This window comes from Roseofilum acuticapitatum BLCC-M154, assembly GCF_030068475.1.
Lineage (GTDB): Bacteria > Cyanobacteriota > Cyanobacteriia > Cyanobacteriales > Desertifilaceae > Roseofilum > Roseofilum acuticapitatum.
Map to the genome: position 1 here is coordinate 17,702 of NZ_JAQOSP010000101.1, position 21,939 is coordinate 39,640.

General features: G+C 46.4%; 20 protein-coding genes. 12 read left to right on the forward strand and 8 right to left on the reverse strand.

Features of this window, described 5'->3' with window-relative positions; all coding sequences use genetic code 11:
• Positions 1-84 precede the first annotated feature (84 nt).
• Together PMG71_RS15095 and PMG71_RS15100 are read right to left on the reverse strand one after the other, a co-directional pair.
• A complete protein-coding gene (locus tag PMG71_RS15095) occupies positions 85-1,263 on the reverse strand; it encodes a homospermidine biosynthesis protein (RefSeq protein ID WP_283754533.1) in 1,179 nt (392 codons plus the stop codon).
• Positions 1,264-1,996: 733 nt separating this feature from the next.
• Positions 1,997-2,356 carry a Dethiobiotin synthetase gene (locus PMG71_RS15100; protein WP_283754534.1) on the reverse strand — a complete coding sequence of 120 codons (360 nt, stop codon included), beginning with the start codon at positions 2,354-2,356 and terminating at the stop codon, positions 1,997-1,999.
• A gap of 123 nt (positions 2,357-2,479) precedes the next feature.
• Here PMG71_RS15100 and PMG71_RS15105 point away from each other — a divergent pair, with 123 nt between their 5' ends.
• The 9 genes from PMG71_RS15105 (at position 2,480) to PMG71_RS15140 (ending at position 10,789) form a co-directional block, all read left to right on the forward strand.
• Entirely contained in the window at positions 2,480-3,625 is a 1,146-nt protein-coding gene (locus PMG71_RS15105; RefSeq protein WP_283754535.1) for a DegT/DnrJ/EryC1/StrS family aminotransferase, read from the forward strand.
• 19 nt (positions 3,626-3,644) lie between these two features.
• A complete protein-coding gene (gene crtB / locus PMG71_RS15110; RefSeq protein WP_283754536.1) occupies positions 3,645-4,562 on the forward strand; it encodes a cyanoexosortase B in 918 nt (305 codons plus the stop codon).
• Positions 4,555-5,283: a cyanoexosortase B system-associated protein gene (locus tag PMG71_RS15115; RefSeq protein ID WP_283754537.1), complete on the forward strand. Its 729-nt coding sequence runs from the start codon at positions 4,555-4,557 to the stop codon at positions 5,281-5,283. Before crtB ends, PMG71_RS15115 begins: the two co-directional genes overlap by 8 nt.
• A 7-nt stretch (positions 5,284-5,290) precedes the next feature.
• Complete coding sequence (locus PMG71_RS15120; RefSeq protein WP_283754538.1) at positions 5,291-6,640, forward strand: polysaccharide biosynthesis/export family protein; 1,350 nt, start codon at positions 5,291-5,293, stop codon at positions 6,638-6,640.
• 77 nt (positions 6,641-6,717) lie between these two features.
• Positions 6,718-7,440 (forward strand): YrhK family protein, encoded by a 723-nt coding sequence (locus PMG71_RS15125; protein ID WP_283754539.1) that lies wholly within the window; start codon positions 6,718-6,720, stop codon positions 7,438-7,440.
• Positions 7,441-7,456: 16 nt separating this feature from the next.
• Positions 7,457-7,564, forward strand: a complete 108-nt coding sequence (locus tag PMG71_RS23975) for a hypothetical protein (protein WP_347179299.1) — start codon at positions 7,457-7,459, stop codon at positions 7,562-7,564.
• Positions 7,565-7,658: 94 nt separating this feature from the next.
• Positions 7,659-9,929 (forward strand): GumC family protein, encoded by a 2,271-nt coding sequence (locus tag PMG71_RS15130; RefSeq protein ID WP_283754540.1) that lies wholly within the window; start codon positions 7,659-7,661, stop codon positions 9,927-9,929.
• 3 nt (positions 9,930-9,932) lie between these two features.
• Positions 9,933-10,445 (forward strand): hypothetical protein, encoded by a 513-nt coding sequence (locus tag PMG71_RS15135; protein WP_283754541.1) that lies wholly within the window; start codon positions 9,933-9,935, stop codon positions 10,443-10,445.
• Positions 10,442-10,789 carry a hypothetical protein gene (locus tag PMG71_RS15140; RefSeq protein WP_283754542.1) on the forward strand — a complete coding sequence of 116 codons (348 nt, stop codon included), beginning with the start codon at positions 10,442-10,444 and terminating at the stop codon, positions 10,787-10,789. The genes PMG71_RS15135 and PMG71_RS15140 overlap by 4 nt, the downstream gene beginning before the upstream one ends.
• Before the next feature lie 6 nt (positions 10,790-10,795).
• On the opposite strand, the gene PMG71_RS15145 is transcribed toward PMG71_RS15140, so the two are convergent.
• Together PMG71_RS15145 and PMG71_RS15150 are read right to left on the reverse strand one after the other, a co-directional pair.
• Positions 10,796-12,196 (reverse strand): NACHT domain-containing protein, encoded by a 1,401-nt coding sequence (locus tag PMG71_RS15145; protein ID WP_283754543.1) that lies wholly within the window; start codon positions 12,194-12,196, stop codon positions 10,796-10,798.
• 109 nt (positions 12,197-12,305) lie between these two features.
• Entirely contained in the window at positions 12,306-12,866 is a 561-nt protein-coding gene (locus PMG71_RS15150) for a pentapeptide repeat-containing protein (protein WP_283754544.1), read from the reverse strand.
• Positions 12,867-13,064: 198 nt separating this feature from the next.
• Between PMG71_RS15150 and PMG71_RS15155 the strand changes: the two genes are divergently transcribed.
• Complete coding sequence (locus PMG71_RS15155) at positions 13,065-14,615, forward strand: SagB/ThcOx family dehydrogenase (protein WP_283754545.1); 1,551 nt, start codon at positions 13,065-13,067, stop codon at positions 14,613-14,615.
• A 217-nt stretch (positions 14,616-14,832) separates the two neighbouring features.
• Here PMG71_RS15155 and PMG71_RS15160 read toward each other — a convergent pair whose 3' ends face one another.
• From PMG71_RS15160 to PMG71_RS15175, 4 genes are all read right to left on the reverse strand, one after another.
• Positions 14,833-15,177 carry a DUF5615 family PIN-like protein gene (locus tag PMG71_RS15160; RefSeq protein WP_283754546.1) on the reverse strand — a complete coding sequence of 115 codons (345 nt, stop codon included), beginning with the start codon at positions 15,175-15,177 and terminating at the stop codon, positions 14,833-14,835.
• Positions 15,177-15,467 (reverse strand): DUF433 domain-containing protein, encoded by a 291-nt coding sequence (locus PMG71_RS15165; protein WP_283754547.1) that lies wholly within the window; start codon positions 15,465-15,467, stop codon positions 15,177-15,179. The genes PMG71_RS15160 and PMG71_RS15165 overlap by 1 nt, the downstream gene beginning before the upstream one ends.
• Before the next feature lie 269 nt (positions 15,468-15,736).
• Complete coding sequence (locus PMG71_RS15170; RefSeq protein WP_283754548.1) at positions 15,737-17,461, reverse strand: CHAT domain-containing protein; 1,725 nt, start codon at positions 17,459-17,461, stop codon at positions 15,737-15,739.
• Positions 17,462-17,564: 103 nt separating this feature from the next.
• A complete protein-coding gene (locus PMG71_RS15175; RefSeq protein WP_283754549.1) occupies positions 17,565-19,532 on the reverse strand; it encodes a PP2C family protein-serine/threonine phosphatase in 1,968 nt (655 codons plus the stop codon).
• A gap of 268 nt (positions 19,533-19,800) precedes the next feature.
• On the opposite strand from PMG71_RS15175, the gene PMG71_RS15180 reads away from it, so the two are divergent.
• Positions 19,801-20,727, forward strand: coding sequence for an alpha/beta fold hydrolase (locus tag PMG71_RS15180; protein WP_283754550.1), 927 nt, complete (start codon positions 19,801-19,803; stop codon positions 20,725-20,727).
• 262 nt (positions 20,728-20,989) lie between these two features.
• On the forward strand, positions 20,990-21,931 hold the full coding sequence (locus tag PMG71_RS15185; protein WP_283754551.1) for a restriction endonuclease: 942 nt from the start codon (positions 20,990-20,992) through the stop codon (positions 21,929-21,931).
• Positions 21,932-21,939 lie beyond the last annotated feature (8 nt).

Genomic DNA, 21,939 nt, shown 5'->3' on the forward strand with positions numbered 1-21,939 from the left:
TGGGGGCTGTAACCCAAAAAAATCCTTCTCTAGAAAATAGAGAAGGACTAGGGTGAAGAAAAGGTTAATCTTTTAACAGTGACGTTATTTACGGATAGGAGTGCCGCAAGGATATGTTGCCACTGGAGCAGTCGCACTGATTGCTTTTGGTGCAGCGACGATAGGAGCCTTTTGTTGTGCCTGATAATCGGCTTTCAGGTGGTCTAAAAGTTCCTGACGGCGATCGTACAACCGTTTCAGGGGGCGAGGGGTAGATTGTTTACTCACATAGGAGCTAATCAACGGTAAGGCGATCGTGCTATCGGTATAGCAAACAATACTATTAGGCAATTCATTCGGGTCTACTTTGCCCCAACTCACCGCTTCTGAAGGGGTGGCTCCCGATAATCCACCCGTATCGGGGCGAGCATCGGTAATCTGGATAAAATAATCATGACCCCGCTCTTCTAAGCCCAAAACCTCATGAATCTGCGGTTGGGTTTGTAGCAAGAAGTTTTTCGGCGAACCTCCCCCAATCATCAACGCTGCACTTCTACCTAGAACATCTGGAATCCCCGAATTGCGAGCGCCATAGACAATAGCAGCCGTTTCATTCACATCAATGGCTGGATCGAGCATTAACTCCGATCCTTCTAAAGCCAAAGCTGCCACATTCATCCCAATCGAACTATCTCCAGGAGAAGAGGTATAGATGGGAACGCCACATTCATAGGCAGTCGAGAGTAAGCAAGGATTTTCAATGCCTAAACGCTGTTCAATTTCCCAGATATACCGCCCCAAATGATAATGAAATTCAGCCGTTCCCATCCGCTTCTGGAATTCGGGCGCTTTCAAGGTTTGGCGGATAAAGGCATCGGTTTCTAACAGCACATCGTAGTCGAATACGATGTCATAAATGCGGATATGCCCCTCTTCTCGCAATTTCACATCATCTAAAAAGGGGCTGCCTGCATAGAGGCTCATGCCCAAGCCATAATGCAAATCGTGATATAAATTAGCTCCCGTGCTAATCATCCAATCAATATAGCCTTGCCGCATTAGGGGGGCAAGAATCCCAACTCCAAATCCGGCGGGAGTCATGGCTCCAGAGAGACTTACACCGACAGTTACTCCTGGTTGGATTACTTTCTGGGTGAGCAAGTGGCAAATTTCCCGCAGTCGCGCTGAATTGTACGCGGTGAAGTAGCCATCAATCAAATCAACGACACTAATTTCTGTGGGTAAGGGCGCGGGAGCAATTTTATTTTTGAGTAAGCGGGACATGATGGATTCTCCTATTTTTAAATCGGCTTGATAGGACAGCAGTTCTCTGTTACTTCATGGAATCGAAATGATCGAGAATGGCTACACAAAATGAGACCCCGCCAGGTTTTTTTTCTGACTGAAAACTGACCCAAGCAGTAGTGTCTAGCCATGAGCTTCTAGATTACTCTGGGTTGCTTTCCCTGGGTTTTATAAGGATCTTCAAAGTTTATCGAGTTGGAATTTTAAGCAACTCAATAACTATCGACTAACGTTGGACTTTTTGCCCAAGAGGTCATTTTCAGAACTTATTGAGCTGATTGACCGGCCCAGTTTGCCTATGTTATTTGAGGATAAGGCAAACCTAAATAGTTACAGACCGGTCAGATCAGACTAGGGGGTTCACAGCCATCCACCCAGGAGATTGTAGGGTCACACTTACGTCTACGTTTGAGTTGAATTTCCAGATACCAAAAGCCTTGCCAGGGGTATCCAGTCAAGGGAGGATAGTTCAATTGTCTTCTTTACACCTATTAGAGATCGCTATTTCTAATGGTAGCAGAAATTAAAGAAAATTGTCGATTTTTTAAAGTTTGTTGTCTCGATCCCTAGGTAGGGGTGATTTAGGGAGTATGGAGCAGGGATAAGACGGCCATAGATCCGGATAATTTTTACCAAGATTGAGTCAAAATTAGGTTAAGAACGGGTGAATCTTTGAATAGATTAAGTTTACCTTCTATGAAGGTAATCACGCTTATTTTCCAAATTTCAGGGCGATCGCCTGTTTCGGAGTAAAGACTTTCCGCACGGCGATCGCGATCCGACTCAGATCCTGATCGAGCAACGGCGGCCAAATGACACCTGCTTGTTTATATTGCATAAAAGCTTGGCGAGAATCCATAGCTAATAGATGCAGGGCGCAAACCAAGCGCCGATCTAAGTGTTGCTGCTCCTGGGATTGTTCAGCAATAATACTGAGTGCCAATAACAAAGACGTGACTTGTCCGGGAACGGGGGGTTCTCCTGCTCGCAGACGGAGCAAAAAAGCATCAGGATTTTCGCCCGTTGGTAACCCCTGGGCGATCGCAAACTCACAGGCGGTTTTATAGTCCATCAATCAATACTCTCCGAAACGATAAATTTTGATATCAACATCTCACCCACTCCAATGATTTGCCACTTTCTATCCCTTAATGCCAAACTCGGAAAAGACTAAACTTGCGATTTTCCTTAGCGAATGAACCCATCCTCTGCAACCATTCCCTTTGTGGATCTCTCGATCCAACACCAGCCCCTGAAAACTGAGTTCGATCGAGCCATGTTAACCGTCCTTAGACAAGGGGACTTTATTATGGGGCAAGCGGTCAAAGACTTTGAAAGCGCCTTTGCCGAAAGATCTGGGGTTAAGTATGGTGTTGGAGTTGCTTGTGGAACCGATGCGATCGCCCTCGGCTTAAAAGCCTGTGGCATCCAACCCGGAGACGAAATCATCTTACCAGCCAACACCTTCATCGCTACCCTAATCGGCGTTCTCCACTCAGGAGCAACCCCCATTTTAGCCAACTGTGACCCCCAAAGTGCCCTGATCGATCTACAAGCTGCCCAAAAGCTCGTCACCGCCAAAACCAAAGCCATTCTCCCCGTTCATCTCTACGGTCAAATGGTCTCCCCCGAAGCCCTCCTAGACTTTGCCCAAACCCATAACCTATTTATCTTTGAAGATGCTGCCCAAGCGCATCTCGCCCATCGAGAAGGTTATAAGGCGGGTTCTGTCGGTAAAGCCGCAGCCTATAGCTTTTATCCCAGTAAAAATCTAGGGGCATTTGGGGATGGGGGCATGGTCTTAACCCACGATCCAGAGGTAGCCCAAACCCTGCAAACCCTGAGAAACTACGGAGCGCCTCGCAAGTATTACCACACTGAATTGGGAACCAATAGCCGGTTAGATACTATCCAAGCGGCGATTCTGAACATCAAATTACCCCACCTGAATACCTGGAATCAACAGCGCAATCAAGCGGCGCAAGAATACGATCGCCTGCTTGCTCCCTTAGCTCAATCCGGACTCGTACCCATTACCAACTTCAGTGGCTCCGGCCATGTTTATCACCTCTATGTGATTCGCCTCTTAGAAAACTGTGCCATTAATCGGGATACCCTCCAAGAAAAACTCCAATCCGCCAATATCCAAACCGGCATTCACTATCCCATTCCCTGCCATCTCCAACCCGCTTATAGCCATCTGGGTTATCATGCGGGGGACTTTCCTGAAGCCGAACAACTGTGCGAGTCAATCCTGTCTCTACCCATGTTTCCAGGGATTACCTCAGAACAAATTCAGCGAGTTGTTGAGGCGATCGCCTCAGCAATTAAGACAGACTAACCCTATTCCCTAGAAAACCATGACCCAACCCTCCTCCTTCCCCAGTTCCATCCCCAAATCTTGGGTAAACTATGCCCTCCTAGCCCTCTTTATCCTTCTGTATGCGCCCCTACTCTTCCATTGGTGTGACGGCTGGATTCATAAAAGCATTAGTATTGAACATGAATATTTTAGCCATGGATTAATCGGCCTCCCCTTTGCCCTCTATATCGCCTTCTGGGAAAAACGGCAGCAATGGACAGAACTCCCAGACACTTTCCATCCCCTAGGAGGCTTTTTCCTCGGACTTGGTGGAGTGTTTTACATGACTGGATTACCCGATTTGGTTAATCTCTCCTTTCCCCTGATGCTGATTGGGGTCTGTCTGTGGTTAAAAGGCATACCTGGACTCAAACTACAAACCTTTCCCCTGATTTTAGTTGCCCTAGCCACTCCCACAGAAGTACCCTATTTAATCGAGCCTTATATTCTCCCCTTACAAAGCTTTATTTCGACCATGGCAGGATTTCTCCTCTCTGGTATCGTGGGAATGGATGTCACGGTTAACGGCATTTATCTCTCCACGGGAGGAAGACTGGTTGAAGTGGCTCCCCACTGTGCGGGCTTGAAAATGCTGTTTACAAGTCTCTATGTAGCCTTGATGCTACTTTACTGGACGGGTGCGATCGCCCAGAAGCGTAAAATTATTGCCTTATTAGCCGGATCGATTGTCATTAGCGTGGTGGCCAATATTATCCGCAATGCCCTACTCACCTATTTTCATGGCACAGGCAATGAACCCATGTTTGATTGGTTACATGAAAGTTGGGGCGGAGACCTCTATTCCGCAGGTATGTTAGGTTTGGTGGTGCTTCTGTTGAACTGGATCAATCGTGATGACTCTTTAGAATCAGAAGAAACGGATGAAACCCTTAAATCCCTCAACTCCGATGAATGATGCCCCCCCTCCCCAGATGAGAAAATTGTCTTGGCCTCTATGGGTATTACTGGCATTTTTGTTGCTCCTTTTGGCCCTAGGTGCGATTCCAGGATACCTGAAGGGGTCATGGGAATGGCGATCGCCGCCCAAAGTCGTAGCATTAAAAGAATTGCGACAAGTCCGCAAAACCGGATTAACCCTCTCTGGTTGGGAAACCCTTGAGCAGATGGAGATTAATCTGGGGGGTCATCGCTGGTCTTATCAGCAACTTCAGGGAGACGGGGAAAAACCAGCGATTCTGTTGTTTTTGATCCAAAATTCTGACCTAGACCAACCTAGGGTGGAATGGGTAGATGTGAATGGGTTTGTGCAACAGATTTTTAGCAATTGGAAAACGGATTCTCACCAAATCAAAACTTGGGAGGTCAAGACGGATTCTAATCCAGGGGTGAAAGTGCGATCGCGATTTTTTCGCGGCTGGAATCCCGTGCAAACCTATGCTCTGGTGCAATGGTACGCTTGGCCCACTGGGGGAGATCCGGCTCCGGTGAACTGGTTTATCGCCGATCGCCTAGCCCAAACAAAAGGCGATCGCGCTCCTTGGATAGCCGTGTCTCTCCTCATTCCCATGGAACATCTGGGAGATTTAGAAGACGTTGAAGATATTTCCCAGTCTCTGGTGCAAACCATCCAAACCACCCTCATCGAAACCGTCTTTAGTCAGTCCCCTGTGCAATAAACTCCCTATGGCTAACTCTCCGCATTTGCGTATTACCATCAGTTTGACATTAGGTATGGGATTGTTCCTCCCTTCCCAAGCCAAGGGACAACTGCCCCCCATTAATGTGGATCAACCCACCTCCGTCGATCAACTCCTCGAAGACGCAAGAGAGAGACTCAGGAATCGAGGGGAAACTCTAGAACTCGACAACGAATTGCCCACCGCTCCGGCTCCAGAATTTGACGTTTATCGCCTAGGCCCCGGAGATTCAATTACGGTTAATGTCAGCAATTTTCCTGACCTCAATTTTCAAGCTCTCATTGATTTAGACGGAAATATTATTGTCCCCTTAATGGGACGATTAGCAGTTACAGGCTTAACCCTACCTGAACTAGAGGAAAAAATCCGCTTTGGTTTAAATCAATTTGTCATTGAACCCAAAGTCTTAGTCACTCTGGGGAATCGTAGAGCGGTAGAAGCGATTATTACCGGTGAAGTCTTTCAGCCCGGAACCTATGCCCTAGGTTTTGCCCCTTTCCCTGTAGTCTCAGATGCTCTCGTATTAGCCGGTGGAGCGACCCAATCGGCTGACCTGCGAAATATTATCATTCGTCGAACCTTAATCGATGGTTCAGTCCTAGAAGCCTCCGTCGATTTGCTCACTCCCCTGAAATATGGGCAACGAGTTCGAGACCTACGCATTGAAGATGGAGATGTGATCATTGTCCCTAAACTTGACTTTCAGGATCTCGACTACGATCATCAGTTAGCCGCAGAATCCAATTTATCTCAAGCCACGATTAATATTGATGTAGTGCGCTATACGACCAACAATGTAGGGTCAATTACCTTACCCAATGGTAGTACCTTTGCTGATGCAATTGCGGCGATCGGGCCCAATTTTGAAGAAGCAAGATTGAGTAAAGTGGGGATCATTCGCTTCGATCAAGAACAAGGACGAGTGGTGACCAAAATTATTAATGCTCGCAGTGTGATGTTAGGGGATATTTCCCAAAATGTTCGCTTGCTAGATAATGATATTATCGTGGTCAATCGGAACCTATTATCGAGACTCAGCGTAACCCTCACCCGCATTACCAGACCCTTCCAAGATGTCCTCACCTTCATGCTCTTTTGGCGACAATTCCGAGATAATGTCAACGATGTTTTTACGGTGGATACGAACCTTAATAATTCCTCACCCTCCCCCTCTCCAACTCCTACTCCCACCCCAGGAACGACTCCCAGCCCAACGCCGGGAACGACTCCGAGTCCAACACCGGGAACTACCCCATCTCCCTCTCCCTCTCCCTCTCCGAGTCCATCCCCTGCACCCTCCCCAGCGCCTGCACCCTCCCCCTCTCCCAGTCAGTAAGATTGACGATCGCTAATCCTTTGAATACAATCCCCTTAAACAATAGCATTTAAATTCAATGTAGCTAAACCTAACTCATGCCACATTTAATTACTAATCGTGCCCGACAACATAATTTTATGAAAGACTACCCTGCCGGACACCTACATTTTGCTTGGGAATCAGTCAATGCCATTCTTTACATTGTAGGTGGATTAGCTTTTATTGTGGGCAGTGTTTTCTTTTTGCCAGTTTATGAAAGACTAGCCAGCACGGGAGTATGGATTTATTTTTTTGGATCTTTCCTATATTTGATTGTTACCCTTCATGATTTGCTTGAATCCATCAATCATCTGAGAAGCCAGAACCCTGTTAAGGGGATGGATTTATGTGAATTTTTTTCAGCTATGGTCTACACTAGCGGCACATTCATGTTTATCCTAGGGTGCTTCTTCTTTCTTCCACAAATTGATTTAATGGTATTGGCTGCTTGGTGTTTCATCATAGGCAGTATATGCTTCTTGATCGGGGCTTGTATTAATGTGTTACAAATCATTCAAGCTGGAACCTTATTGAATCTACAGTTATTGAATGCAACTGCCATATGTTTTGTGGTGGGATCTACGTTATTTCTTGTGGCATCAATCCCCTACCTCTGGAAAATTGTAGATCCACAAATTCAAGTTGAATTGTTCACCTATATGGCTTGGGAATATATTGTAGGAAGTTTTCTCTTTTTCCTGGGTGGAATATTTAACTATTATCGAATTATTAAGGTTACAATGCACTACAAGAAAATCGCTTTTATGACAGGAATATAATGAAGCGTCGATCGCGATCGATCGGCAAGTAAGGGATGTGCGAAAAGGCCCGGATGGGATACTCTATGTACTGACAGACAGATCAAAGAGCCAACTCATCGGCCGCCTGGAGCCTGATCGCTAAGGTTGGGGATGGGGAGAGCTTTAGCCATCATTTCCATTGGCCTAGGTTAAAGTAGACATATGGGAATTGTTTTGTAAGTAGCCTGGATAGAACCATGACTTCACCCCTGATCAAAAAATATAAACTTGCCTTTGAGAAATATTGGTTAGCGATTCCCATTGGCCTGATGGTAGGGGCGCTTGGAGGGGGAGGATTTGCCGTACTTCAACCCGCACCGGGTCTTCCTAGCTATAAGTTTCAATCGGTCTTACAAATTACTACTCCTCCCGTAACCATTTCAGAAACAGGAACGGCAATCCAAGCCCAAAGTCAACAACTAGAAAAGAATGCCCAAGAGTTGCTCTTAACCGGTGATGTGTTACAAAAAGTGGCAGAGCATCCGAAAATCAGGATCAATCCTAGGGAATTACAGCAACAGGCTTCAATTCGGGATAACTCGAAAACGCCTTCTCTTTTATTTCTCTCTTTAACTTGGGATACTAAATCTCAAGGGCAACAAATTACTGAATTGTTAGTGCAAGAGGTGATTCAACAAAGTCGTAGCCTGAATACGAGTCGCTTGCGATCGATTATTGAAACGTTGAATCAGCGTTTACCCAAGGTGGTGGAAGAGCTACGCAAGGCAGAAAATGAGCTAGAAGTTTTTATTCGCCAAACGGAATTTGCGGAAATCAAACGGACTCAGTTGCCCGGTGCAATTACACAAAATGAACAGCAGCAGCGACAGTTGGAATTGCAAATTGAAACGGTGGGCACTCAGATGTCGAGTCTACAACGGCAGTTAGGTTTGAATCCCGATCAAGCCTATGCTTCAGCCGCTTTAAGTGCCGATCCGATTATTCAGAGGTTGCGGGGTCAGTTATATGAGTTAGAGTCTCAAGAATTGTTGCTCAGTCAAACCCTGCGCCCGGATAATCCGCAAATGGTGGAGTTAAGGCGACAGTTAGCTTCGGCAGAGAATTTATTAACGGCACGAGCGGCTGAGGTGATCGGGGGTGATGGTATGGCGGCTCCGTTGCAAAGTGGCGAGCAAATTCGTAAGGATAGTAGCCTCGATCCAGCTCGGCAGGCGATCGCCCAAGAATTGGTAGGTCTAAAAACTCAGAAAGAAACCTTAGAAAAAGAATTGGCAGTGGCAAAAACTATTGCGGCAGAATTGAAACAGGAATATGCGGGATTGCCCAATACGCAAGCAGAACGGGCGAGATTAGAGCAGCAAGTGGTATTGACCAAACAGTTTTATGACACCATTCAAGCCAAACTGATTGATGCCCAAACTGCTGAAGCGGAAACCGTAGGTAATTTGAATATTGCCCAACCGCCTAGATTAGCTGAAACCATTACTCCCCCAGCTCCTTTACCGATTTGGTTGCTCCTACCTGCTGGAGCTATTGGTGGTACAATTTTGGGCGCTGGAGCGATTTTTGGCTTGGGTATAGTATTTGCGACTACGATGCAAACCCTGGAAGATATTCAAGCTTTTGTCACCGAACGGGAAGTACAAATTTTGGGAATTTTACCCTGGGTAGAAGAGTGGGATGCCTCCGGAGCAGAAGTGCCCCTGATGCTCTCTAGATATTCCCCCTATTTGGATACCTATGAAAAGTTCCGATCTACTTTGCGCCAAGTCGAGGAAAAACCGAAAGTGGTATTGGTGACCAGTTGCGATCGCCAGGAAGGAAAAAGTGTCACCGCCTATAATTTGGCGATCGCCTCCGCCAGAGCTGGAAAACGCACCCTCCTAATTGAAGCCGACTTACGCAACCCCTCCAATGCCCACACCCTCAAAATCCTTCCCGATCCCAATTCTCACTTAGAACCCCTACGCTACTATAGCCAAATTAGCGACTGTATTCGCCTGGTTCCCAACATTGAAAACCTCTACATCGTCCCCAGTTTCGGCCCCTACGAATATGCAGCCGCCGTCGTTGAATCCGCAGAAATGCGCCTTCTACTCCAAGATGCCCGCAAACGATTTGATTTTGTCGTCGTTGACGCTTCTGCCCTCAACCTCTGTAACGATCCTCTCATCCTAGAACGCTATACCGACGGCGTAATCCTCGTCACCCGCGCCGGTTATACCATCAGCGACCATCTAGCCGATAAAATTGACCTCCTAGAAGAATCCGAAGACTACAGTCTATTGGGCATCGTCATCAATGCCGAAGAACTCAACATTGGGCCCCTACCCCCGCCCCCCATTGTAGAAACCCCCGATCTCAATAGCGAAACTGACTCCGAACCTATCCTCAACGGTCAAAATGGTTATGCCCCCCAGAATAACGGGCATAACGGGCATAATGGGCATAATGGTAATGGTAAAACACCCATATCAAAGCCTGGGCGAAAAACGACCCAACCCTAACCGATGACTCAGAGCCAGCGCATCTTCATCTGTACCCTAGTCGCCCTAGCCTCCAGTGGCTTCGGTTTTGCTGCGGGAGGCAATTTGCAATTCCAATCTCAAATGAAAACTTGCCAGGACTATTCTTGGCCCTTCAAAAACCTCTGTCAACTTTGGGTCGGGCCAACCGCTTGGCTACAAGGGAGTACCACAGGAGCATGGGTTGGCATGGTTTTAGGAGGGTTTGTTGCTGGTTTAGCCACCGCTAAAAAAAGCCCACAACAGCAACCTCAGTCACTTGAACCAGCCAATCTCGAACAAGTCTTATCCTCTCTAGAAACACAAATGCCTGAAGTTCATCAGTTAAGTGACAGAGAACGACTCATTTTAGCTTTAGGGATGCAATTGAGCCAAAGTGAACCAACAGAAGCCCTCAAGTTACACGCAGTTAAGCAACTCGTTGCCAGTTTGGAGCCAAGTCTAGAGTCCAGGAAAATGGAGATCTCAGAAGAGGATCAAGACGAGATCGGTCGATGATTGCTCACCTCATTTTATCGATGTTAATCACCGTTGCTCTAGCCATTCTGGGCATTTGGTTTGCAGGACTACCCGGTTATTTTGTCGTTTGGCTCTCCCAACCCTTTATTCGGCTTTGTTTTGGCCAAAGGGCGCTCTCCAGCTTAAATGCTGAAGAAAGTTTTGCCGCCGTTTTTCTGGTTTCTTTATTTTGGGGATTTAATGTTCTCCCTGGCTATTGGGTGGCGTTTGTTTGGTTTAAGGACTTTTCCCTAATGAGTCAAATTCCAATTTTTGTGGGTGTGGTGTATGTAGGCAGTATGATTGTTGCTCTAGTGAGTTATGGTTGGGTGATGGGAAAATAACAGCTTTTACCACTTAAATTCCTCAATTTGGGCAAAATGTTCCTGAATGAGTTGATGGGGAAATTGATAGCGATCGCCACTTTTCTGGATCAATGCCTTACTACTGGCATAATTCAGAAAGCGCTGATAATCCCAAGGCATCAGATCTTCTCGATAGAGGCGATAGCGCAGCATGAATTTGGGCAATAACCGCAAGCTAAAACTTAAAATCCCGATCGCCGCCAAAACCGCACCGACGATTAACCCCATCATTAAGCCTAAGCCTAATCCTTCGACTAAAGCCGCAATGCACCCGCAGATAATGCCAAATAACAAAGCGGTGGCACTACCGAGTCCTACTTGATAATCTCGATTTTGTTCCAGAGTTTGAAAATAACCCCTATTCACATCAGAGATGACAAAACTGGTGCGATTTTCCTTTTGCATCCATTTAGCCAAAGCGATTAACCAATGTTTGGTCTCTTCCGGTTTGGGCTGTTCCTGGGAACGATACCATTGTCGTTGGTTCTGGGGAATTTCTTGAGCTAACAGGCGACGTAGATAGGCATTGAAAAGATAGCGATATTGTTGCTCTGAATCAGAAATTCTTGCCCAGGCATGGATTAAAATTTCTTCATCTGCTAGGGTCATGAGATTTAAAAATAAAGGGGTTTTGGCTAACATCATGAGGGACTTATCTTCGCTCAAGTTATGCCATAATTCTCTGCTTCTGGCCTGGAATAAATACTCTTTGATCTGGGTGGCGTTGAGCGGTTTTAACCAAACTGCTCCCTGAAGTTTAAGCCGAGTAGGACAGCGCTTATAGGAATCAATTCTTGACCCTAAAACGAGATTCAGCGCTTCTTGAGTATTCGCCCTGAGTTCCTTAATCGCTTGTAGAGTTTGATTTTGGCGATCGAAAGATAGGGTATCTAGATTATCTAATATCGCTAGAATTTTACCTTGATAAAACCATTTTTTAGCTAATTTACGAGGTAATTCATAGTGTATAAAACATTGATCAATTAACCAGGTATTTAAGGTATTTTTTTGCCATTGAGATAAATCAAAGATCAAGGGAATAGGTTGATGGCTATAGGTTTGGGCCCTAGCAACTGCTTCATCTGCCAATTCTAATAAGGTAGTGGTTTTGCCACTGCCAATATTGCCCAAAACCACCCAAATGCCCCCTGTTCGATCAAAGAGGTTAAATAGGCTGGTGGTGGGGTCTAACAGGGTAGTGGGTGAACCACTCAGTTTTACCTGAATATCCCCCGGCCGTCGGACTCCTGACGGGTTCGGTTCATTGCTCAAAGTAGTGAGTACCTGATGATGCAAAGACTGGCTCAACTGAGCCTGAACATCATGGCGTACCCTAAGAAGAAGCTTATGTCGAATCCGAGTCTGCTGGCGATCGCCAAAAGTCATGATCTTACTAAGGTGTCGCAAAGACAGCGATAGGTTTTAGTTATCCTACCAGGTCTAATATCAATTACCTGTCGGAATACCTCAATCAAGGCCATCACTTGAACGGCCGTCAAGAATCTGAATTTGAGTTTTGATTATCCCCTATCGGCCGATGACCATTGGGAAGGATGGTTGTCCGATCGATAATAGCATCTGTAAGATCGCTATTTTCTGCCCGAAATAAATCACACCGCTCTAAACTGGCCCCCTGGAATTGAGCCGATTTCAGTTTTGCCCCTCGAAGGTTCACCGCGTAAAGATTCGCTTCCTGTAGATTGGCATAGGACAAATCTGCATTTTGCAGGTTAGCATAGGATAAATCCGCACATCTTAAATCCGCATAACGAAGATTAGCCCTAGACAGATTAGCCGATCGCAGTCGAGCATGAGATAAATTAGCCCCATGAAGTTGAGTATCGCTCAATAAGCTCCCTTCTAGATCAACTGACCCTAAATTAGCTTGGCTTAAATTACTATAGGGCAGGTAAGCTTGAGTTAAGTTACTCCCTTGAAAATTAATTTTTCTTAAGTCAGCATCAAATAAGTTCAGTTGCTGTGCCTCAATGCTTTCAAAATCCCGTCTTCCCTGTGCATATTCTTTGAGTAGAGCGTCTGAGCTGATTTTCTCCATATTGGTTGTTATCTTGGAAACAGTGCATGATTTACTGCTGGATTCTAGAGAACCCTAAATTAATAAGTAAAAATGCTTATTGAATTGCTAAAATAACTTACCCTGGTTCTGTGGAAATCTTAAGGTTTCATAACTTTTTTTTAAGATTTGTAACATAAATTCCATTCCTGTTTAAGATTACCTCACCAACAACCGCCCATGTCTCAAACCAACTCTTCTAGCGACTCCATCGCCAAACACTATCATCAACGCACCAAATACGACCCCGAAACCATTAGTCAGAAAAGCCAGGGACTCAACTGGGAAGATCAACCCATTCCCTTCAAAGAGTATAAACTCGGAACCTCCATTGACCTCAAACCCTATCTAAGTCCGGATACCCCAGAGCGAGAATGGCAAAATCTATCCCGGTTTCTCCTCTGTAGCTATGGCATTACGGCTAGGGTTCCCACACTTATGGGTGAATCCTTCTACCTCCGTTCCTCCCCTTCTGCCGGGGGATTATATCCAGCCGAAGTGTATCTGATCTCCCAAGGCTCATCCCGACTCAAACCCGGCCTCTATAACTATCAGTGCAAAACCCATAGTCTAGTACACTATTGGGACAATCCAGTTTGGGAGAGCCTACAAGAAGCCTGTTTTAACCATCCTGCCCTCAATCAAACCTCTGTTGCGATCGCCCTCACCGCCATCTTTTACCGCTCTTCCTGGCGCTATCAAGACCGAGCCTATCGCCGAATTTGCCTCGATAGCGGCCATCTCCTCGGCAACATCGAACTCGCCGGAGCCATGTACGGATACCGCCCCTATCTCATCGGCGGATTCACCGACAATCGCATCAACGAACTCCTCTATCTCGATCCCGAAAAAGAAGGAACCCTCGCCATTCTTCCCCTAGTTCCCTACCCCAAACCCGACATTCCGCCCCCCTCTCCTCCCAGTGCCCTACCTTCTGAGATCCAAACCGACTATCCTCCCCTTCCCGAAGGCAAACTCTTAGCATACCTCCATCAAAGCACCCGTATTCCTGACAACCCTCCCCGCAAAGCCGATCCTACCCCCCTAGACTTAGAGGATAAATACAACTTTCCCTTTTGCTTAAAAGTCTCCACCCTCAGCCTTCCTCTCAACCTCGGAGACTTAGGCACTACCCCCCCTCGTGCCACGGATGACACCCCTTCCCTAGAAAACACCATCCTCCAGCGTCGCTCCACCCGTTCCTATACTGGAGCCGACCTTTCCTTAGCGGAATTACAAGCGCTCTTAGACTTTACCTATCAACCCCAACACTATCAAGAGCAGTTTCTCGATCCGACTCCCGACTATTTCGATCTCAGTTTATTAGAAACCTTTATCGCTGTTTCTGGGGTGAGTGGGTTAGAAGAAGGTTGTTATTATTATGCGCCCAGAGCGCAAGAATTGCGGCAAATTCGCTTTAAGAACTTTCGCCGAGAACTGCATTATCTATGCTTAGGACAAGACTTAGGTCGAGATGCCGCCGCGATTATTTTTCATACGGCCGACTTAGGGAAAGCCGTGGCAAAATATGGCGATCGCGTTTATCGTTACCTGCATATGGATGCTGGCCATCTCGGACAACGGCTCAACCTAGCCGCTATTCACCTGGGCTTAGGAGTCAGTGGTATTGGTGGATTTTTTGACGATCAAGTGAATGAAGTCCTAGGCATTCCCGTAGATGAAGCGGTCATCTATATCACTACTCTAGGCCGTCCCCGGCGATCGGGTTAACGATATTACTACAGATAGCCGAGTGGATGCGTAGCTAACCGTAGGGGCAGGTTTCCACTTCGTGGACATGAAACACCCAGGTTTAGGAATCCCCACCATGCGATTAGTGAACCTGCCCCATTCCCCTTTGCATCCTGGTGGGGGGCGGGTTTAGGAGAGCGATCGTTTTTTTCCTAAATATTGGTGAAACCCGCCCCTACAAATATCGATCATTGGATTAGGCATACAGTAATTGATTTCTAATCTCATCGGCGGTTAAAGCTTTGACTAAAACAGAAATCCTTTGGGCAACTTCATAGGGAATTTTCTGAGGAATAACGATAATCCCACTATGGGTTTGATCATTTTCCATATACTCAAGATGCAATCGCTCAAAATCAACACGATTATGGGTCAAAAGACATCGATTTATTGAGGTGGCAAATTCGAGTTGTTCGCGATCGCTTTTACCTAGTGTACCTTGTTCGGGAACTGTCGTCACGTCTAGCTCTTGTGCTTTCAACAGTATCGCCACCATTGCAGACATATCTTCATCGGTGTACAGTAAGGCAACAGTAGTCATTAGATATTCAACTGGGATCTGACCACTGGATGTACATAGTCATCAGGGACTTGATTTTTCTCAATATACTCATCAATTCCTGCTCGATGATCGCAGTAAAAGCTTAAAGCATCAAAGACTTGAGCTAACGTCAGATGAGGCAAATGATCTAAGATTTCTTCAGGTTGAATATTCATCTTCCAGAAACCAACGATAGCCCGCACGGAAGTCCGAGTACCGATAATAATTGGCTCTCCCCCTAGAATTTCAGGGTTGCGAGTCACGTAGCGTGAAATGGTTTGAGTAGACATAGGATGATTCATATTAATTTATAAGTTTACCATATTTGTATCCTGGTGGGGGGCGGGTTTAGGAGAGCGATCGTTTTTTTCCTAAATATTGGTGAAACCCGCCCCTACAAAACCCGATTTAATTGTGTTCTATACCGTAGTTTCAAGCGACACTCACCGAAGAAACTCAACAGTGTTTGCTGCCTTTCTCTAGGGAGCAAGATGTTTGCACTCCCGGACATCTAATACACCAAATTATCTGTAACAGTCTACTACTCTCAGATAGAGTGTTAGCAATTCACCATCGATTCCTCAATTACAAACTCCAACATTTGCCCTTGGGAACTGCCAAACTTAATTCTTTCCCCTGATTTTAAGGGAATTTCTTGGTGGTGAATTTTTTGCCAATTACCCGATCGCAACACCAAAGTTCCAAACCGAGAAAAATCCCGTAACCAATAAGTGGCGCTTCCCTGGTTCGACTCTAACGGTTCTCGGCGAATAATTTCCGCGTGCCGTTGAGAAACCCACCGTTCACTAATCACAATATCATTCTCTTCCCGTCGCCCCACACGCATCAGCCCCCCATGAATTTGCCAAACCTGTGTCGTTTCTTCTACTGAACGCAAAGAGGCAACCGTGCGGGTTTTTTCATGCCAAGTGACCGCCGTATCAGGTAATTCCGTAATCCCTTCTGGGGCAGGGACTAATAATTGCCCATTAAACTCTGGATGCATATATAACACCGGCAGCGTCCAAGCAGGTTGATTATACTTATAGAGTGTAATTAACCGTTGACGGGCTACTGCCGTTGCTTCATCGATGGGTAGACGCTTGGCTAAAGCTTCAGCAAAAGCTTCAATGAAACTCAAGGCTTCGCGATCGGCGATCGCCTCCCGCATCCCCAAAACCGCCGGAATTCCATGATGGAGCAGCACCTCCGCCAAACTACTCCGAGGCAAAAGACGATGAGCCATTGTATCCCCTGAACTCTGTTCATCCGTATCTCCCTTAGCACTCCAACAAGTATTCAAAACCGCTAACGTCACCTGTCCCCGTACCAAAACATTAGCAAATTCCGTTCCACTCAGAGTCGTTTCTGGCTGCAAATACAACAGTCCCCCATCCGGAGATGGCACACCATGGCCCCCATAAAAGACAATATTGTAAGTCTTCGTTTCCAAAGCAGCGATCAACTGAGCAGCATCCGGTTGAATCAATGTATCCACATAACAGGGAACCGATGAAGCAATAATACTGGGCAAGGTTTGATCCGGATGACTACAATTTTCCCAAATTCTCGCCAAAGTATCCGCCTCTGCTTCCAATTGCAGATGCTCATCCTCCAACCATTCAGAAGCAACAGCATCCGCACCCACGGTTGCCCCAAAAACCAATAAAATATTCAGTTCTCGATCCGTTCGTTGAGGAGGAAGGGGATCAACATCACTGGTAGTGCGGCTAAACAACAGGGTAGGAGAAACCGAGATCGCCTGTTTTCCCGCCGATTGTTGCATAATTTCCCAAGGTAATGGAATCAGATCTGGGTCTCGGATATCCAAGCGCACCCGTAAGGGTTTATTTTGTCCTAGAGCAATCCCTTGGCTTTGGGATAAACAACTTTGAATCGGGCCATTAAAGATCCATTGCCACAAACTCATCCCCAATTGCTGCATCAAACGACTACTATAAGACCCTTTTTCCTCTGGAGGAAAGGGCAAAGTATCCATGTTGGGTAAATTAGACTCTACCGCAGGAATGGCTAGAGAATAGGAGGGTTGGGAGGGAATTTGAAAGAGATCTTGCCATCCTTCCCAAGTGAGAGTCAGAGTATAGGGCCAAATGCAGTCATGATGAGTATATCCTCCTGGATAGGAAGCCCGAATCACCCAAATGGCAAAATGGGCAGATGGGTTTTCATCCGGAGCATGAGACTTACCACTGCCATCTGTGGCTGAACAACCAACTAAGCGGGCAATGGCAATACTGAGACAAGGACAGTCAATAGCAGACATTTAAGAGCCTTGATATCACGGGTTGAGTGTATCCCATTTCTTCTAGTTTATCGGATTGCATGGGGAGATGGGGGGATCGACTATTCCCTATGGGCCATAATTTTTAATTGTTCGTGGGACTGGGACTAGAGCTGGGACTAGGAGAATTAAGGATTGGTGTTGGGGGAAGGGTTTGGGGAGGGGTCGATCGCCTCAATAAGGGCCAGAAAAAATACCCCATCACTGCTCCCAAAGTCAATAAGATCGTTATTCCCAGTAATAATCCAGGAATAGAAATTCTTTTGTTTGTGGGGTTTGAAGTTGAACTGCCTTGGGTTACTCGTGTGCCTACAGTAAGCAATTGGGTCTTCATGGACTCCTTGGCAGAAGATTTAGAGGTTTGATTCATCTTAGTAATGGGATCAAATAATTCTGTTAAGGGTTCAAGGGTGATTTCATTAGCCTTGACTTGATAATGGATCAGGCCGATGGTCACATTGTCATGGCCATTGAGGGTATTGGCTAACTCTACTAATTTACTCGTGGCACTGGCCACATCTAATTGACCGTCTAAAATGGGTAAGAGTTGGCTTTGCCAATGATGTTCGACGCGATCGCCATCACTGAGACCATCGGAGCAAAGTAACACAATTCCATCTTCATCTAAAATTAATCGTCCTACAGTTGGATGTAAGTGGTTTGACTCTGCCATCCCCAAGGCTTGCACCAGCGCACCCGCAGCCCGATTTTGCAGTGCTTCACGATATAAGCGATAACCTAGACGCACTTCGCGAGAGGCTAAATCATCATCTAAGGTAACTTGATGGCATCCCTGCCGGGTGACCCAATAGATCCGGGAATCTCCCACATGGGCAATATAGAGTTCATGGGCCCGATCTACAGGAGGGGGAACGACTGCCATGACTAGGGTAGTCCCCATGCGCTGCCGTTCGTGGCGATGTTCTTGGTCGTTGCGATCGCTAATGACCGTATTGGCATGACGAATAAGCCGCTCGAGTAGATCGGTGATTTGCTCAACTCGATCCGGGGGACTCTTTTGGAGGGAAATCTTGTCCCAGTTTAAAGACTCTAAAATACTTTCGATCGCCTGTTGAGAAGCCACTTCTCCCCCAGCATGACCCCCAATACCATCGCAGACGATCGCCGAGAGGGGAGCAGAGTTACTTTCTGAGGAAACCGTTTTCCCTGGGGGAGGTTGCACTGGATAACAGGCATCTTCATTATGGGAGCGACTGGGCCCCTTATCTGTGGCTGTGCATAGGGTAAAGTGGGTGGTTTGAGACTGACTACAATAGCTTAAGGCGCGATCGAGTTCGGCGATCGCCCGATCTATGGCAAAAATTTGTCCATCACTCAAACTTTGAGCTAAATCTTGTAAAAAGCGCCCGATCAGGGGATTGGCCTGTTTAGCCAAGGGTAACCACATTTGCCCTAACTGGGATAAGTCCATAGAATCTTGGGGATCGGCCCGCAATTCTCGAACCCGCACAACCGGCCCTTCAACTCGCAAGAAGTGATGATCCAGTAGAGAATTGGCTACTCCCAAAACCTTGAAGGGTTGCCAGAGATGGGCGATTTGCCATAACCAATGGAGTTGACGCATGGCAGAGGCAGCCTGCCATTGCTGTTTGAGCATTGGCATTAGGGGGGGGTTCAGGAGAGCTTGAGACAAGAGCGATGGGTCGATGGGCGCTCCTTCTAGGAGAAGTACGGGGGGTACAGTCGGCTTTAGGGTTAAGAGTTCGTAGGGTTGGGGGAGATGGAGTCGATAGGGAAAGAGTTTGAGGTAGGTTTGTACGCAGGTGGAGATTTCTGAGGGGATAGGGGGGGGAACCCCTGGTTTGAGATCGAGGAAAATCTGATTACCTTTGTAGAGATAGCGATCGCCAATTCGTTTCCCTGCTTCTAGGAAGTCTAAAGCTTGGCCCAAAGGTCGCAAGTCAGGAGAAGTTGCCCACAGATACCGCTTGATTAACCGAGTGCCGCAACTGTGGCAATATTGAAGATCTTCTGAGTTAACTGCCTGACAAGGGGGATGGGAACAGTGAAGAAATGCGGTGTCGGTTGGCATAGGAAGTCCTCGCGCCTGTAAATGGAAAGACAGTGTATAGCTCTACCACTGCGGTTCTGGCCCAATCGAGGGGTTCAGAATAGAGCTAAGGCCGATCGCCTAGAGCGATCAGCCTATCCAGCACTGCCTGAGAAGCAAACCCAAATAGCTATAATTCTAGTTTAGTGAAGACACCCTGAGTAATTGGTATTTGGCAAAATACCTGACAAGAAAAGTAGGTTTGACTTATATTCTGCCTATAGGATCTTGCAAGCTTTTCTCAAATTATATGACTATTTCTGCGACTCAAAGGGCCAATTATCCGGTTGATCCGGTGGAATATCTGAGCTGGAACTGGCGCGGATTACACATTCGTTATCAGCACACAGGTCAAACGGGGCCGGCGGTGTTGCTGATTCATGGATTTGGGGGATCGGTCGATCATTGGCGTAAAAATCTCCCGGTTCTGGGTCAATCCTGTCGCTGTTATGCTTTAGATTTAATTGGGTTTGGGGGTTCGGCGAAACCGACTCCAGGAGCGGAAATTGAGTATACCTTTGCCACCTGGAGCAAGCAAATTATCCAATTTTGCCAAGAGGTGATTGGTGAGCCGGTGGTGTTGGTGGGCAATTCCATTGGCTGTATTGCGGTGATGCAAGCGGCGGTGGATGCTCCAGAGTGGGTTAAGTCTGTGGTTTTGCTGAATTGTTCTTTACGGTTATTACACGATCGCCGCCGAGAGAATTTACCGTTTTATAAGCGCTATGGTGCGCCCTTGGTACAAGATCTGCTTAAGATTAAGGCGATCGGCCATTGGTTTTTCGCCCAAATTGCCAAACCCAAGGTGGTTAAACAAATTTTAGAACAAGCTTATGGGCGATCGCAAGCCGTCACCGATGAACTCGTCGATTTACTCATCGCTCCAGCCTTCGATCCCGGTGCAGCCGATGTCTTTATCGCCTTCACTCGCTATTCCCAAGGCCCCCTACCCGAAGACCTCTTAGCCACCCTTCCCTGTCCAGCCCTCATGCTCTGGGGAACCGAAGACCCCTGGGAACCCATCGACCAAGGACGCAAATTAGGCGAATTTCCATCCGTAAAGCAATTTATTCCCCTCCAAGGAGTCGGTCACTGTCCCCAAGATGAAGCCCCAGAATTAGTCAATCCCCTGATCCTCAATTGGGTATTAGAGCATACATATAGCGCTTCGCGCTAGGCAAAAGGCAAAAGGCAAGAGGCAAAGGAGGCTTCGATCTTTCTGAATATCCTGCTGTGCGAGCATGGCTCGATCGCATCTCCACCCACCCCCGTCATCTTACCCTGTCTTAACTGTATCTATAAAAGGGACAAGTAGCGATCGCTGATAATGACATCTATCTATAATTGCATGGAAAGCCCAAAAATTAACCTTAAAATTGGCATAATTGATGCATCATGTATCCTCATAAGCTCAATTTATTTAAAACGTTAATATAATCATGGCTATTCCTGATTTTCAAGCGATTCTCCTACCTTTATTAAAACTGGCGGGCGATCAAAAGCGTCATTCTATGCAAGAAGCGATTCAGTACCTTGCTAATACTTTTCAGCTTACGGATGAAGAGCGTAAGGAATTGCTCCCTAGTGGAAAACAAGCGGTTTTTGATAATCGAGTGGGTTGGGCTAGGACTTATCTGAAAAAAGCTGGACTGTTAGAATCTCCAGCCCGGTCATTTTTCCAAATTACTAATCGAGGGGTGGACTTACTCCAGACCAATCCGAGTAAAATCAATACGGCGTTCCTCAAAAAGTATCCAGAATTCCGAGAATTTAAGATGGGGAATTCTTCAAAAGATAAATCTGCTTCAGATAATGATACAAATCTATCTATATCTGAAGGAGAAGATCAGGGTTCTAATCAACAAACGCCTGAAGAGATTTTGGAGTATTCTTATCAAGAGCTTCGCAGTGCTTTAGCTCAAGAACTTTTAGAGAAAGTCAAATCTTGCTCGCCTTCTTTTTTTGAACGTCTTGTGGTTGAACTGTTGGTTAAAATGGGGTATGGTGGCTCGATTAAGGAAGCGGGACGAGCGATGGGTAAAACTGGGGATGAAGGAATTGATGGTATGATTAAGGAAGATCGTTTGGGATTAGATCGGATTTATATTCAAGCTAAACGTTGGCAAGATTCAGTGGGTCGGCCAGAGATTCAGAAATTTGTTGGTGCTTTAGCGGGTCAAGGGGCGAATAAAGGAATTTTTATTACCACTTCTAAATTTACGGAACAAGCTAAAACTTATTCGCCCAAAAATGACACGAAAGTGGTTTTAATTGATGGCGCAGAGTTGGCGGAGTATATGATCGATTTTGACTTAGGAGTATCTACGGTCTCAGAGTATAAACTGAAGAAAATAGATACGGATTATTTTGAGGCTGATTAATCCAAAAC